We start from the raw sequence: 14,298 nt of genomic DNA, 5'->3' as shown, positions 1-14,298 counted from the left end.
CAAAAGTGAAGAAAACATGAGTAAAGAAATGCTAGAGGCCTTCCGCATTTTGGAAGAAGACAAGGGAATCAAAAAAGAAGATATCATCGACGCAGTAGTAGAGTCGCTTCGTTCCGCTTATCGCAGACGCTATGGTCAGTCAGACAGTGTAGCCATTGACTTCAACGAAAAAACAGGTGACTTTACAGTTTATACTGTCCGTGAAGTGGTTGATGAAGTATTTGATAGCCGTTTGGAAATCAGCTTGAAAGATGCTCTTGCCATTAATTCAGCCTATGAGCTTGGGGATAAAATCAAGTTTGAAGAAGCACCTGCTGAGTTTGGTCGTGTAGCAGCCCAATCTGCCAAACAAACCATCATGGAAAAAATGCGCAAGCAAACACGTGCCATCACTTACAATACTTACAAAGAACATGAGCAAGAAATCATGTCTGGTACTGTAGAACGCTTTGACAACCGCTTCATCTATGTCAACCTTGGTAGCATTGAAGCCCAATTGTCAAAACAAGACCAAATTCCTGGAGAAGTTTTTGCTTCTCATGATCGTATTGAAGTTTATGTCTACAAAGTTGAAGACAACCCTCGTGGTGTCAACGTTTTTGTTAGCCGTAGCCATCCAGAAATGATCAAACGCTTGATGGAGCAAGAAATTCCAGAAGTTTATGATGGAACTGTTGAAATCATGAGCGTAGCTCGTGAAGCTGGTGACCGTACGAAGGTTGCCGTTCGTAGTCATAATCCAAACGTGGACGCTATCGGTACAATCGTTGGACGCGGTGGAGCGAATATCAAGAAGATTACTAGCAAGTTCCACCCAGCACGTTACGATGCCAAGAGCGACCGTATGGTACCAATCGAAGAAAATATCGACGTTATCGAGTGGGTAGCTGATCCAGCTGAATTTATCTACAACGCTATCGCTCCTGCTGAGGTTGATCAAGTTATCTTTGACGAAAACGACAGCAAACGTGCCTTGGTGGTTGTACCAGATAACAAGCTTTCTCTTGCCATTGGTCGTCGTGGACAAAACGTGCGCTTGGCAGCTCACTTGACTGGTTACCGTATCGATATCAAGTCTGCTAGCGAATTTGAAGCCATGGAAGAAGCTGGTTCGGTAGATTTGGAAGCAGAAAACGATACTGTAGAAGAATAAAAGCTGCTAGAGGAGGGAAAGATGAAAACAAGAAAAATCCCTTTGCGCAAGTCTGTCGTGTCTAACGAAGTGATTGATAAGCGTGATTTGCTCCGCATTGTCAAGAACAAGGAAGGACAAGTCTTTATTGATCCAACAGGCAAGGCTAACGGCCGCGGCGCTTATATCAAGCTAGACAATGCAGAAGCCCTAGAGGCAAAAAAGAAGAAGGTCTTTAACCGTAGCTTTAGCATGGAAGTGGAAGAAAGCTTTTATGACGAGTTGATCGCTTATGTGGATCACAAAGTGAAAAGAAGAGAGTTAGGACTTGAATAAGCAAAAGATAAGCAATCTCTTGGGACTTGCTCAGCGAGCAGGGCGGATTATATCGGGTGAAGAATTGGTGGTCAAGGCCATTCAAGACGGCAAGGCCAAGTTGGTCTTTCTAGCTCATGATGCTGGACCCAATCTGACCAAGAAGATTCAAGATAAAAGTCATTATTATCAAGTAGAAATTGTAACCGTGTTTTCAACACTGGAATTAAGCATAGCAGTCGGGAAATCGAGAAAGGTTTTGGCTGTGACAGATGCTGGATTTACAAAGAAAATGAGGTCTCTTATGGAATAGAAGAGGAGGACATGATTTGTCTAAGAAAAGATTGTACGAAATCGCAAAAGAACTTGGAAAAGAAAGTAAAGAAGTTGTAGCGCGTGCAAAAGAGTTGGGCTTGGATGTGAAAAGCCACTCATCAAGTGTGGAAGAAGCTGTCGCTGCAAAAATCGCTGCCAGCTTTAAGCCTGTTGCTCCGAAAGCAGAAGTAAAACCTGCAGCACCAAAAGCAAGTGCAGAAAAGAAAGCCGAAAAATCTGAGCCGGCTAAACCAGCTGTAGCTAAGGAAGAGGCAAAAGCGGCTGAGCCAGTCTCTCCTAAAGCAGAAAAAGTAGTGGCTAAACCGCAAAGCCGTAATTTCAAGGCTGAGCGTGAAGCCCGTGCTAAAGAGCAGGCAGAGCGACGTAAGCAAAATAAGGGCAATAACCGTGACCAACAACAAAACGGAAACCGTCAGAAAAACGACGGCCGTAATGGCGGAAAACAAGGTCAAGGCAACCGCGACAATCGTCGCTTTAATGACCAAGCTAAGAAACAGCAAGGTCAGCAAAATCGTGGAAACGAGCGCCGTCAACAAGAGGACAAACGTTCAAATCAAGCGACTCCACGTATTGACTTTAAAGCCCGTGCAGCAGCCCTAAAAGCAGAGCAAAATGCAGAATATGCCCGTTCAAGTGAGGAACGTTTCAAGCAGACTCAGGCTGCCAAAGAAGCCTTGGCCCAAGCTAACAAACGCAAGGAGCCAGAGGAAATCTTTGAAGAAGTGGCTAAGTTAGCTGAACAAGCGCAACAAGAACAGCAAGCACAGCAAGTTCAAGCAGTGGTTGAAGTCGTCTCTGAGAAAACAGAACCTGCAGTGGATACACGTCGTAAAAAACAAGCTCGACCAGACAAAAATCGTGACGATTATGATCACGAAGAAGATGGTCCTAGAAAACAACAAAAGAATCGAAGTAGTCAAAATCAAGTGAGAAATCAAAAGAATAGTAACTGGAATAACAACAAAAAGAACAAAAAAGGCAATAACAAGAACAACCGCAATCAGACTCCAAAACCTGTTACGGAGCGTAAATTCCATGAATTGCCAACAGAATTTGAATATACAGATGGTATGACCGTTGCGGAAATCGCAAAACGTATCAAACGTGAACCAGCTGAAATCGTTAAGAAACTCTTTATGATGGGTGTCATGGCCACACAAAACCAATCCTTGGATGGGGAAACAATTGAACTCCTCATGGTGGATTACGGTATCGAAGCCAAACAAAAGGTTGAAGTGGATAATGCTGACATCGAACGTTTCTTTGTCGAAGATGGTTATCTCAATGAAGATGAATTGGTTGAGCGTCCACCAGTTGTAACCATCATGGGACACGTTGACCATGGTAAAACAACCCTCTTGGATACCCTTCGTAACTCTCGCGTTGCGACAGGTGAAGCAGGTGGTATCACTCAGCATATCGGTGCCTATCAAATCGTGGAAAATGGCAAGAAGATTACCTTCCTTGATACACCGGGACACGCGGCCTTTACATCAATGCGTGCGCGTGGTGCTTCTGTTACCGATATTACTATCTTGGTTGTAGCGGCAGATGACGGGGTTATGCCTCAGACTATCGAAGCCATTAACCACTCAAAAGCGGCCAACGTCCCAATCATCGTAGCCATTAACAAGATTGATAAACCAGGTGCTAACCCAGAACGCGTTATCGGCGAATTGGCAGAGCATGGTGTCATGTCAACCGCTTGGGGTGGAGATTCTGAATTTGTTGAAATCTCGGCTAAATTCAACCAAAATATCGAAGAATTGTTGGAAACAGTCCTTCTTGTGGCTGAAATCCAAGAACTCAAGGCAGACCCAACAGTTCGTGCTATCGGTACGGTTATCGAAGCGCGCTTGGATAAAGGAAAAGGTGCGGTCGCAACTCTTCTTGTACAACAAGGTACCTTGAATGTTCAAGACCCAATCGTTGTCGGAAATACCTTCGGTCGTGTCCGTGCTATGACCAACGACCTTGGTCGTCGTGTTAAGGTTGCAGGGCCATCAACACCAGTGTCAATCACAGGTTTGAACGAAGCGCCGATGGCGGGTGACCACTTTGCCGTTTACGAAGATGAAAAATCTGCGCGTGCGGCTGGTGAAGAGCGTGCCAAACGTGCCCTCATGAAACAACGTCAAGCTACCCAACGTGTCAGCCTTGAAAACCTCTTTGATACCCTTAAAGCTGGTGAACTCAAATCAGTTAACGTGATCATCAAGGCCGATGTACAAGGTTCAGTTGAAGCCCTTTCTGCCTCACTTCAAAAGATCGACGTAGAAGGTGTCAAAGTGACCATCGTCCACTCGGCAGTTGGTGCGATCAACGAATCAGACGTGACTCTTGCTGAAGCTTCAAATGCCTTTATCGTTGGTTTCAACGTACGCCCTACACCACAAGCTCGTCAACAAGCAGAAGCTGATGATGTAGAAATCCGTCTCCACAGCATTATCTACAAGGTTATCGAAGAGATGGAAGAAGCTATGAAAGGGATGCTTGATCCAGAATTTGAAGAAAAAGTTATCGGTGAAGCAGTTATTCGTGAAACCTTCAAGGTGTCTAAAGTGGGAACTATCGGTGGATTCATGGTTATCAACGGTAAGGTTACCCGTGACTCTAAAGTCCGTGTTATCCGTGATGGTGTCGTTATCTATGATGGCGAACTCGCAAGCTTGAAACACTACAAAGACGACGTGAAAGAAGTTACAAACGGCCGTGAAGGTGGATTGATGATCGATGGCTACAATGATATCAAGACTGATGATGTGATTGAGGCTTATGTCATGGAAGAAATTAAAAGATAAGATTTTTGCTCCTTTCTTAGGTGGTGAGGGACGCAAGCAAACCGATGCTTTCATTGCTTATTTTTGAGCCTAGAGTCTCAAAAATCCCCTGTGATGGGACTGATAAATCAGTTCCATCACTTTCACCACGGCGAAAGAAGCAGGTGAGTTCAAATTGAACTTCGTTCCAATTTGAAATGAAAATCAATAAGTTTAAAAATAGCTAGGTCTGCTGGCCTAGCTTTTGGTTCAAAGTAGAGAAAGGAATATCATGGCAAATCATTTCCGTACGGATCGTGTGGGCATGGAAATCAAGCGTGAAGTCAATGAGATTTTGCAAAAGAAAGTCCGTGATCCGCGTGTCCAAGGTGTGACCATCACAGATGTTCAGATGCTGGGTGACTTGTCTGTTGCCAAGGTTTACTACACCATTTTGAGTAATCTTGCTTCAGATAATCAAAAAGCTCAAATCGGGCTTGAAAAAGCAACTGGTACCATCAAACGTGAACTTGGTCGCAATTTGAAATTGTACAAAATCCCAGATTTGACCTTCGTCAAAGACGAGTCCATCGAGTATGGAAACAAGATTGACGAGATGCTACGCAATCTGGATAAGAACTAAGAAGGAGGGGTAACCCTCTTTTTTGGTGGGGAAATGGCTATAAAACATACTGGCGGAATCTTTCCAGAATTAAACATTATTAAAAAGCTTTATAAAATTCAACTTGTATGATATTATAGGAAATGAAAGAGTGAGATAAAACGATTTTTCAGCGATAGCCAGCAAGGCTGGTATCGTTAATATTTTGAAAGTGTAGTTAAACGAGGGAAGATAATATGGGACTCATAAAAACTCTAGCTAAAACTTATGGTAATTACTTTTTGATCGTGCAAGGTGTAAAAGTAATGAAAACGATAAAGAAAGATGACAATGTTGTTGTCGGTCTAGGTAAACTTTTTATTGCAGACAAGTTAATGGATGCGGCTCGATGGCTCATCAAGCCAGAGGAGAGAGAATGAAATTTTTTTGGGCAATTCTTGCCATTCTTTTTATTAAACCGATTATTGGGATTTTGAAATTCTTTTGGATGATCATCTCTTTTGCAGTCCAATTGCTGTTTTACAAGCTATTATTTAAACTATTGGATTGGCTCTTTAAACTTATCTAGATGGTAATCCAAGTCGCATAGAACTAGCAGGAACTCTACTGCTAGTTTTTTAATCTCTTTCCATATGGTATAATATAAGCAGTAAAATCATTTTAGAACATACAATGGAGGTCGTCATGGACAATATCATCGATGTGTCAATTCCCGTTGCAGAAGTTGTGGATAAGCATCCAGAAGTCTTGGAAATCCTAGTAGAGCTGGGTTTTAAACCCCTTGCTAATCCCTTGATGCGTAATACTATCGGTCGTAAAGTATCGCTCAAACAGGGTTCTAAGCTTGAAGGAACTCCTATGGACAAGATTGTCCGCACACTGGAAGCAAACGGCTATGAAGTGATTGGGTTAGACTAATGGCAGATGAACGGATTCATGTCCTGCGGGATATTTTGTTAGAATTGCACAATGGTGCCTCTCCTGAGTCAGTTCAGGAGCGTTTTGATGCGACCTTTACAGGTGTGTCAGCCATCGAGATTTCTCTCATGGAGCACGAGTTGATGAACTCAGACTCGGGCGTCACTTTTGAAGATGTCATGGAACTCTGTGATGTCCATGCCAATCTTTTTAAAAATGCTATCAAAGGTGTTGAAGTAGAGGATACCGAACACCCTGGCCACCCAGTTCGGGTATTTAAGGAAGAAAATCTGGCCCTCCGTGCGGCCTTGATTCGCATTCGGAGATTGTTAGATACATATGAGTCTATTGAAGATGAAGAAATGCTGGCGGAGATGCGCAAGGGTTTGGTCCGTCAGATGGGACTGTTGGGGCAATTTGATATTCATTACCAACGTAAAGAAGAACTTTTCTTTCCTATCATGGAGCGCTATGGACATGATTCGCCTCCTAAGGTCATGTGGGGAGTGGATGACCAGATTAGGGAACTCTTTCAAACAGCTTTAGCGACGGCCAAGTCACTCCCTGAAGTGCCGATTTCCACTGTAAAAGAAGCTTTTGAAGCTTTTGCGATAGAGTTTGAAAGTATGATTTTCAAGGAAGAGTCCATCCTCCTCATGATTCTTCTTGAGTCCTTTACCCAAGATGATTGGCTTCAGATTGCGGAGGAGAGTGATGCCTACGGCTATGCCATCATCCGTCCGTCAGAAAAATGGGTGCCAGAAAGACAGAGTTTTGTTGAGGAAAAGAGCGCAGAGGAGCCGGTACAGCTAGAAACGGCAGAGGGGCAAGTCCAGCAAGTTATCGATACGCCTGAAGGACAGTTCACCATTACCTTTACCCCTAAGGAAAAGGAAGCAGTGCTGGACCGTCATAGTCAACAGGCTTTTGGCAATGGCTATCTTTCAGTCGAGCAGGCTAATCTCATCCTCAATCACCTCCCTATGGAGATTACTTTTGTCAATAAAGACGATATTTTCCAGTATTACAATGACAATACGCCAGCTGATGAGATGATTTTCAAACGGACCCCGTCCCAAGTTGGGCGCAATGTCGAACTCTGCCATCCGCCTAAGTATTTGGACAAGGTCAAGACTATCATGAAGGGTCTTCGTGAGGGTACTAAAGACAAGTATGAAATGTGGTTCAAGTCTGAGTCGCGAGGTAAGTTTGTCCACATCACCTACGCTGCAGTGCACGATGAAGAGGGAGAATTCCAAGGTGTGCTGGAATACGTTCAGGATATCCAGCCCTACCGAGAGATTGACACGGACTATTTCCGCGGATTAGAATAAGGAGAAAAAATGAGTTACGAACAAGAATTTATGAAGGAATTTGAAGCTTGGGTTAATACCCAGATTATGATTAACGATATGGCGCACAAGGAAAGCCAAAAAGTCTACGAAGAAGACCAAGACGAGCGTGCCAAAGATGCCATGATTCGCTACGAAAGCCGTTTGGATGCCTATCAGTTCTTACTTGGTAAGTTTGAAAACTTCAAAGCAGGCAAGGGATTCCATGATTTGCCAGACGGCTTGTTTGGTGAGCGAAATTATTAAATGAGAAAGATTCTTGATTTTTTACTAAAATCTTGATAGAATATTTATATTAAATCCTTGTCAGAGCAGGGATTTTTTATTGAAAGGATTTTATCATGTCAAAGAAACTCAATCGTAAAAAACAATTACGAAATAGCCTCCGTCGTGCAGGTGCTTTTTCAAGTACTGTGACTAAGGTTGTAGAAGAGACAAAAAAAGTCGTGAAACGTGCTGAGCAGTCAGCAAGCCAAGCTGGTAAGGCTGTTTCTAAAAAGGTTGAACAAGCAGTAGAAGCTACCAAAGAGCAAGCTCAAAAAGTAGCCAATTCTGTAGAAGATTTTGCAGCAAACTTGGGTGGACTTCCACTTGATCGTGCTAAGACTTTCTATGATGAAGGAATCAAGTCTGTTTCAGATTTCAAAAACTGGACTGAAAAAGAACTCCTTGCCTTGAAAGGAATCGGCCCAGCTACCATCAAGAAATTGAAAGAAAATGGCATCAAGTTCAAGTAATCTTTCTTGTGCCTTGCATTTCCGAAAAAATCTTGCTACAATAGAGCCATTAGAGGTGTTTTGAATCCCGCATTTTACAGAAAGTGGCGGTGCTGAGAAGTCCACAAATGTGTCAAAACTGGTTGCTAATGGATGAAAAATTGAAATAAAAGTGTCTTTTTGTTTTAAAGACGAGAGTTGCGGGCAACTGCCCGAAATTGGGTGGTACCGCGGATAAATACATTCGTCCCTGTCATGTAGATGGCAGGGGCTTTTCTTTTGTGTCTTAGTCAAAGGAGGTTGTTATGAAACAATCTTTTAAAACAAGTAAACTCTATTATGGTTTTCCTATCTTCATTTTGGGGTATCAGGATCAGAATTTTGGACACAATATTACGACCTGTAGCTCCTCTTATAGCTTGGGAGATTGGCTAGTCATTGGTGTCGGAGCTGAGGAAAATGCGGCTGAGCAGATTAAGCATTACCAGAAGTTTACTGTGAATATCCCTGATGAAAATCTCATGCTCGAGATGGAGCAGGCTGGTTTTATCAGTCATAGAGAGAAATTGAAACACCTGGGGCTAGACTACGAGATTTCTGAACGGACTCAGGCACCGATTTTAGAGGTTTGTCCAGTCGTGTTAGAATGTCAAGTTGATAGAATTATCGAGGAAGATGGAATCTGTCACATCTTTGCCAAGATTATCGAGCGACTGGCTAATCCTGAACTCTTGGATGATAAGGGACATTTTAAAAATGATCGTTTTTCACCGACTTACTTTATGGGGGACGGTCACCAGCGCGTTTATCGCTATTTAGATAACCGTGTTGACCCTATGGGGAGCTTCATCAAGAAAGCGAGGACGAAGGATGTCAAGAGCTGAATTACCAGAACGATTAGAAATCGAACGTCTCGTTTTACGAGTCCGGACAGTCGCTGATGCTGAGGATATCTTTGATTATGCTAGTCGTCCAGAAGTTTCTTACCCAGCAGGTTTTCCACCTGTCAAGACCTTGGAAGATGAGATTTATTATCTGGAGCATATCCTTCCTGAGCGTAATCAAAAGGAAAATCTCCCAGCAGGCTACGGGATTGTTGTCAAAGGAACCGATAAAGTCATTGGTTCTGTTGATTTCAACCATCGCCATGCGGATGATGTGCTAGAGCTTGGCTATACTTTGCATCCAGATTATTGGGGTCGAGGCTATGTACCAGAAGCAGTGCGTACTTTGATTGACTTAGGATTTAAAGAACTGGAGCTTCATAAGATTGAGCTGACTTGCCTTGGTTACAATCTCCAAAGTAAACGAGTCGCAGAAAAACTTGGATTTACCCTCGAAGCTCGTATCCGAGACCGTAAAGATGTTCAAGGAAATCGCTGTGACAGTCTGATATATGGTTTGCTGAGAAGTGAGTGGGAGGTAATTTGATGCATCTTTTCATCATTGGTGCTCCGGCGTCAGGAAAAATGACTATTGGTCAAGAGTTATCTCGACTGACAGATGCTACCCTCTTTTATAACCATCAAGCCATCGATTTTGCATTAGAAATCTATCAGGATTATACAGAGGAGATGTGGGAATTTGTTCGTGGAATCACCTTTTCTTTCCTTGGAGCAAGTGCAAGAAATCAGCGATCAGTAATTTTAACAGACGTAATTGATTTTTCAAATCAGTACCAGCTGATGTATTTGAAGCAAATTCAGGATTTGTTGGATGACTATCATCAAGAGATTCTGTTTGTTGAGTTGGAAACAAGTCTTGAGGAGCGCTTACATCGAAATCAAACGGAGAATCGATTAAAGCACAAACCCTTAAAACGACATATTGAGGTATCTGAAAGAGAAATTTTAGAGACAGCTGAAACACTTCAATTAAATTCTCAAATCCAACCGAATGAGCTACACCACTACCTTAAAATAAATAATACGAATCTGTCTGCAGAAGAAGTTGCTAAGCAGATTCAAGATAAAATGAATACAATAGAGAAAGGACAAACACATGTCTAAAGAACTTTCACCTAAATACAATCCAGCCGAGGTTGAGGCTGGTCGTTACCAAAAATGGCTTGATGCGGATGTTTTCAAGCCTTCAGGCGATCAAAAGGCTAAGCCTTATTCAATCGTGATTCCACCTCCAAATGTAACTGGTAAGCTTCACCTTGGTCACGCTTGGGATACGACTTTGCAGGATATTATCATCCGTCAAAAACGCATGCAAGGTTTTGATACGCTTTGGCTTCCAGGGATGGACCACGCGGGGATTGCGACTCAGGCTAAGGTTGAGGAGCGCTTGCGTGGTGAGGGCATCAGCCGCTATGACCTCGGTCGTGAAAAATTCCTCGACAAGGTCTGGGAATGGAAAGACGAATATGCCACTACTATCAAGGAACAATGGGGCAAGATGGGGCTCTCTGTAGACTACTCACGCGAGCGTTTCACTCTTGACGAAGGTTTGTCAAAAGCTGTTCGCAAGGTCTTCGTGGACCTTTACAAGAAAGGTTGGATCTACCGTGGTGAGTTTATCATCAACTGGGATCCGGCAGCTCGCACAGCCCTTTCCGATATCGAGGTTATCCATAAGGATGTCGAAGGTGCCTTCTACCACATGAACTACATGCTAGAAGACGGCTCACGCGCCCTTGAAGTTGCGACAACTCGTCCTGAGACCATGTTTGGGGACGTAGCTGTTGCGGTCAATCCAGAAGACCCACGCTACAAGGATTTGATTGGTAAAAATGTCATCCTTCCAATCGCTAATAAACTCATCCCAATCGTTGGGGACGAACACGCTGATCCTGAGTTTGGTACTGGTGTCGTGAAAATCACACCTGCCCACGATCCAAATGACTTCTTGGTTGGTCAACGTCACAACTTGCCACAAGTCAATGTCATGAACGATGACGGAACCATGAATGACTTGGCCTTCGAATTTGCAGGTATGGACCGTTTTGAAGCTCGTAAGGCAGTCGTTGCCAAGCTGGAAGAAATCGGTGCCCTCGTTAAAATCGAAAAACGTGTCCACAGCGTTGGTCACTCAGAGCGTACAGGTGTTGTGGTTGAACCACGCTTGTCTACTCAGTGGTTCGTCAAGATGGATCAATTGGCCAAAAATGCTATTGCTAACCAAGATACAGAAGACAAGGTAGAATTCTACCCGCCACGTTTCAACGATACCTTCCTTCAATGGATGGAAAATGTCCACGACTGGGTTATCTCTCGTCAGCTCTGGTGGGGTCACCAAATCCCTGCTTGGTACAATGCTGAGGGTGAAATGTACGTCGGTGAAGAAGCTCCAGAAGGTGACGGATGGACACAAGATGAAGACGTCTTGGATACTTGGTTCAGTTCAGCCCTTTGGCCATTCTCAACCATGGGCTGGCCTGATGTCGACTCAGCAGACTTCAAACGTTATTATCCAACATCAACTTTGGTGACTGGTTATGATATTATCCCGTTCTGGGTATCTCGAATGATTTTCCAAGGTTTGGAATTTACTGGCAAGTCGCCATTTAAAAATGCCTTGATTCATGGTCTCATTCGTGATGAGCAAGGACGCAAGATGTCGAAATCTCTCGGTAACGGGATTGATCCAATGGATGTTATTGATAAGTACGGAACAGATAGCCTTCGTTGGTTCCTTTCAAACGGTTCTGCACCAGGGCAAGACGTGCGTTTCTCTTATGAGAAAATGGATGCTTCATGGAACTTTATTAACAAAATCTGGAACATCTCTCGTTATATCCTCATGAATAATGAAGGTTTGACCCTTGAGCAAGCAACTGCCAATGTCGAAAAAGTTGTTAACAAGGAAGCTGGAAATGTCACAGACCGCTGGATTCTCCACAACCTCAATGAAACTATCGGAAAAGCAACTGCCAACTTTGACAAGTTTGAGTTTGGTGTGGCTGGTCACATCCTCTACAACTTCATCTGGGATGAGTTTGCGGACTGGTACGTTGAATTGACTAAGGAAGTCCTTTATAGCGACAACGAAGAAGAGAAAGTTATCACACGTTCTGTTCTCCTTTACACCTTGGACAAGATCCTTCGTCTCCTTCACCCAATCATGCCATTCGTGACAGAGGAAATCTTTGGACAAATCTCAGAAGGTTCTATCGTGACAGCAGAATACCCAACTGTCAATCCAGCCTTTGAAGACCTTGCGGCTCACACTGGTGTGGAAAGCCTCAAAGACTTGATCCGTGCCGTTCGGAATGCGCGTGCGGAAGTAAACGTAGCTCCAAGCAAGCCAATCACCATCCTTGTTAAGACAAGCGATAGCGACTTGGAAGCCTTCTTTAACAGCAATGTCAACTACATCAAACGCTTCACAAATCCAGAACACTTGGAAATCGCATCAACTATTCCTGCACCTGAACTCGCTATGTCAAGCGTCATCACAGGGGCGGAAATCTACTTGCCACTCGCTGACCTCCTCAATGTCGAAGAAGAACTAGCTCGTCTCGACAAGGAACTGGCTAAATGGCAAAAAGAACTGGACATGGTCGGTAAGAAGCTCTCTAACGAACGCTTCGTAGCCAATGCCAAACCAGAAGTCGTCCAAAAAGAACGCGACAAACAAGCCGACTACCAAGCGAAATACGACGCGACCGTCGCACGTATTGATGAGATGAAGAAGTTGGTGAAATAAACATAGAAACACGGTGGGAAACCGTGTTTTTATGGTATACTGGTTATAGTAATTATAATTAGGAGTAAAATTAGTGGAATTAAAGGTAGCTACTATTTATACGATTGATAGAGAAAATAATACTACAACAAAGAATATACCAGATGATGGCATAAAATTTGATGAGTATCTTCATACAGTTCTTATTACAATAGCAAATAATAAAATTGTAAAGAATTATAAATCAAAAGCAGAAACAACACAAGTTATAAATTGTATAAAAAATATAATAGATAATCAAAGCGAACCAACTGTTTGTGAAGAATTTTTTGAATCAGTTTCTATGAGATTGTTGGAGAAAGAAATATCTGCACAGAGTAAAATAGAAAAAATGAAAAAATCTGTTCAAGTTGGGTCACTGATTCAAGCTTTGTTTTATGATAGAGATAATCAAAGATATATGTTTTTACTTGCAAAAGTAGCTCATGTTGTTTTTGTAAATCAAGTAGGTTTATCAGATACACAAGGTTTTCCAAAAGATATTAAAGTTTATAAATCAGCAACTTTTTATATTGATGCAACTAGTAGCGAAGAGATTGGAGTTCAACTACATCAAGATACAATTACTAAGTATTGGTATGATGAATTTCTGGAGTTAATTGAATTGACTAATGATGAGGAAAATACAAAAAACGCTTTCAATGCTATTGATGGTTTTTTGAATAGAAAGATTAAGCAAGAATATCCAAAAGATCGAGCATTTTTAAGGAATTCTTTTATCCATTATTTCAGAACAAATGCTACTATGGATTATGATTCTATGATTGATGACATTTTTAATGATTATTCTTCTATTGATGAATCATTTCCAAGAGAACGATTTAAAAATGAATTACTTGAATTACCAGAAAAGAAAAAATTTGAGAGGAATTTTCAAGTAGTTGCCGATATTGTAAAGGCTAGAATCCGTACAAATTATGAAGTATACCCGGGCATAAGATTAACAGTTTCAGAAAATAGAGAAGTTATTGAAACTTATACAGAACAAGGGAAAAAGTATTTAAAAATACAAGTTACCGATGAAACGACTTATTTAGAATTTACGCATGGAAATGACAATATATGATATTCTATTAGAAAAATTTAAAACTGATGATGATCGACTTTACTTTGAAGCCAAACAATCATTTTCTCTGGAAGCACTACCTGGAATTTCATTCTTTAAGACTCTTATAAAGGCAGTACCAGAACGAGATAAAATAATAATTAATTTAACTAATGATGCCGGGAGAGAGTTACGAATTGATAATTTAACACTGAGTGATGTTTATATAGATTTTATATCTTACTCTGATCAAATCGACGTAACTATCTCTATAAATAAAAACATTTTAAATAATACTCTATCAATCTTTAATTACAAAAAGTTTATTGATAATCTAAGCAAGCTTGATAACGTTGTTTTTCTGAATTTTTTGAGTTCGATAATAACTAGCAAAGCAGAGTATATTTTTTT

Annotated in this window: 17 protein-coding genes; all 17 read left to right on the top strand. The window is 41.9% G+C overall.

Annotation, left to right across the window (positions count from 1 at the left end):
* Positions 1-16: 16 nt before the first annotated feature.
* Positions 17-1,153 (top strand): transcription termination factor NusA, encoded by a 1,137-nt coding sequence (gene nusA / locus ADI58_RS02075; protein ID WP_000032285.1) that lies wholly within the window; start codon positions 17-19, stop codon positions 1,151-1,153.
* A 21-nt stretch (positions 1,154-1,174) separates the two neighbouring features.
* The gene (gene rnpM, locus ADI58_RS02070) at positions 1,175-1,468 is read left to right on the top strand and encodes an RNase P modulator RnpM (RefSeq protein ID WP_000857562.1); all 294 of its coding nucleotides are present in this window, start codon (positions 1,175-1,177) and stop codon (positions 1,466-1,468) included.
* Complete coding sequence (locus tag ADI58_RS02065) at positions 1,461-1,760, top strand: YlxQ-related RNA-binding protein (protein WP_001041390.1); 300 nt, start codon at positions 1,461-1,463, stop codon at positions 1,758-1,760. The genes rnpM and ADI58_RS02065 overlap by 8 nt, the downstream gene beginning before the upstream one ends.
* A gap of 16 nt (positions 1,761-1,776) precedes the next feature.
* The gene (infB, locus tag ADI58_RS02060; protein ID WP_049521272.1) at positions 1,777-4,584 is read left to right on the top strand and encodes a translation initiation factor IF-2; all 2,808 of its coding nucleotides are present in this window, start codon (positions 1,777-1,779) and stop codon (positions 4,582-4,584) included.
* Positions 4,585-4,834: 250 nt separating this feature from the next.
* Positions 4,835-5,185, top strand: coding sequence for a 30S ribosome-binding factor RbfA (gene rbfA, locus ADI58_RS02055; protein WP_001273601.1), 351 nt, complete (start codon positions 4,835-4,837; stop codon positions 5,183-5,185).
* Positions 5,186-5,400: 215 nt separating this feature from the next.
* The gene (locus tag ADI58_RS02050; RefSeq protein ID WP_049521271.1) at positions 5,401-5,583 is read left to right on the top strand and encodes a hypothetical protein; all 183 of its coding nucleotides are present in this window, start codon (positions 5,401-5,403) and stop codon (positions 5,581-5,583) included.
* The gene (locus ADI58_RS11360; protein ID WP_049521270.1) at positions 5,580-5,732 is read left to right on the top strand and encodes a hypothetical protein; all 153 of its coding nucleotides are present in this window, start codon (positions 5,580-5,582) and stop codon (positions 5,730-5,732) included. Before ADI58_RS02050 ends, ADI58_RS11360 begins: the two co-directional genes overlap by 4 nt.
* A gap of 116 nt (positions 5,733-5,848) precedes the next feature.
* Positions 5,849-6,082, top strand: coding sequence for a DUF1858 domain-containing protein (locus tag ADI58_RS02040; protein WP_000368734.1), 234 nt, complete (start codon positions 5,849-5,851; stop codon positions 6,080-6,082).
* Positions 6,082-7,416 carry a DUF438 domain-containing protein gene (locus tag ADI58_RS02035; RefSeq protein WP_049521269.1) on the top strand — a complete coding sequence of 445 codons (1,335 nt, stop codon included), beginning with the start codon at positions 6,082-6,084 and terminating at the stop codon, positions 7,414-7,416. Before ADI58_RS02040 ends, ADI58_RS02035 begins: the two co-directional genes overlap by 1 nt.
* A 9-nt stretch (positions 7,417-7,425) precedes the next feature.
* Positions 7,426-7,680 carry a DUF1912 family protein gene (locus tag ADI58_RS02030; RefSeq protein ID WP_000119706.1) on the top strand — a complete coding sequence of 85 codons (255 nt, stop codon included), beginning with the start codon at positions 7,426-7,428 and terminating at the stop codon, positions 7,678-7,680.
* A gap of 95 nt (positions 7,681-7,775) precedes the next feature.
* Entirely contained in the window at positions 7,776-8,171 is a 396-nt protein-coding gene (locus ADI58_RS02025) for a helix-hairpin-helix domain-containing protein (protein ID WP_049521268.1), read from the top strand.
* Between the two features lie 284 nt (positions 8,172-8,455).
* Positions 8,456-9,034 (top strand): flavin reductase family protein, encoded by a 579-nt coding sequence (locus ADI58_RS02020; RefSeq protein ID WP_033676275.1) that lies wholly within the window; start codon positions 8,456-8,458, stop codon positions 9,032-9,034.
* The gene (locus ADI58_RS02015) at positions 9,021-9,581 is read left to right on the top strand and encodes a GNAT family N-acetyltransferase (protein ID WP_033676277.1); all 561 of its coding nucleotides are present in this window, start codon (positions 9,021-9,023) and stop codon (positions 9,579-9,581) included. The genes ADI58_RS02020 and ADI58_RS02015 overlap by 14 nt, the downstream gene beginning before the upstream one ends.
* On the top strand, positions 9,581-10,159 hold the full coding sequence (locus ADI58_RS02010; RefSeq protein ID WP_049521267.1) for an AAA family ATPase: 579 nt from the start codon (positions 9,581-9,583) through the stop codon (positions 10,157-10,159). Before ADI58_RS02015 ends, ADI58_RS02010 begins: the two co-directional genes overlap by 1 nt.
* Positions 10,152-12,803 carry a valine--tRNA ligase gene (locus ADI58_RS02005; RefSeq protein WP_049521266.1) on the top strand — a complete coding sequence of 884 codons (2,652 nt, stop codon included), beginning with the start codon at positions 10,152-10,154 and terminating at the stop codon, positions 12,801-12,803. Before ADI58_RS02010 ends, ADI58_RS02005 begins: the two co-directional genes overlap by 8 nt.
* A gap of 73 nt (positions 12,804-12,876) precedes the next feature.
* Entirely contained in the window at positions 12,877-13,908 is a 1,032-nt protein-coding gene (locus ADI58_RS02000) for a hypothetical protein (protein WP_000421223.1), read from the top strand.
* Positions 13,889-14,298 (top strand): hypothetical protein (locus ADI58_RS01995; RefSeq protein WP_049521265.1); only part of this gene is annotated, 410 nt, incomplete at its 3' end. The genes ADI58_RS02000 and ADI58_RS01995, both read left to right, overlap by 20 nt.

Origin of the sequence: Streptococcus mitis, assembly GCF_001074635.1 — a bacterium.
Taxonomy (GTDB): Bacteria; Bacillota; Bacilli; order Lactobacillales; family Streptococcaceae; genus Streptococcus; species Streptococcus mitis_E.
The sequence above is the reverse complement of the archived record's forward strand: the minus strand, read 5'-3'. Positions and strand labels throughout refer to the sequence as shown.

Excerpts from the sequence above, each read along its gene's own strand:
- nusA (WP_000032285.1), top strand. The coding sequence starts at position 17 with ATGAGTAAAGAAATGCTAGAGGCCTTCCGCATTTTGGAAGAAGACAAG.
- rnpM (WP_000857562.1), top strand. The coding sequence starts at position 1,175 with ATGAAAACAAGAAAAATCCCTTTGCGCAAGTCTGTCGTGTCTAACGAA.
- rbfA (WP_001273601.1), top strand. The coding sequence starts at position 4,835 with ATGGCAAATCATTTCCGTACGGATCGTGTGGGCATGGAAATCAAGCGT.
- ADI58_RS02050 (WP_049521271.1), top strand. The coding sequence starts at position 5,401 with ATGGGACTCATAAAAACTCTAGCTAAAACTTATGGTAATTACTTTTTG.
- ADI58_RS11360 (WP_049521270.1), top strand. The coding sequence starts at position 5,580 with ATGAAATTTTTTTGGGCAATTCTTGCCATTCTTTTTATTAAACCGATT.
- ADI58_RS02040 (WP_000368734.1), top strand. The coding sequence starts at position 5,849 with ATGGACAATATCATCGATGTGTCAATTCCCGTTGCAGAAGTTGTGGAT.
- ADI58_RS02035 (WP_049521269.1), top strand. The coding sequence starts at position 6,082 with ATGGCAGATGAACGGATTCATGTCCTGCGGGATATTTTGTTAGAATTG.
- ADI58_RS02030 (WP_000119706.1), top strand. The coding sequence starts at position 7,426 with ATGAGTTACGAACAAGAATTTATGAAGGAATTTGAAGCTTGGGTTAAT.
- ADI58_RS02025 (WP_049521268.1), top strand. The coding sequence starts at position 7,776 with ATGTCAAAGAAACTCAATCGTAAAAAACAATTACGAAATAGCCTCCGT.
- ADI58_RS02020 (WP_033676275.1), top strand. The coding sequence starts at position 8,456 with ATGAAACAATCTTTTAAAACAAGTAAACTCTATTATGGTTTTCCTATC.
- ADI58_RS02015 (WP_033676277.1), top strand. The coding sequence starts at position 9,021 with ATGTCAAGAGCTGAATTACCAGAACGATTAGAAATCGAACGTCTCGTT.
- ADI58_RS02010 (WP_049521267.1), top strand. The coding sequence starts at position 9,581 with ATGCATCTTTTCATCATTGGTGCTCCGGCGTCAGGAAAAATGACTATT.
- ADI58_RS02005 (WP_049521266.1), top strand. The coding sequence starts at position 10,152 with ATGTCTAAAGAACTTTCACCTAAATACAATCCAGCCGAGGTTGAGGCT.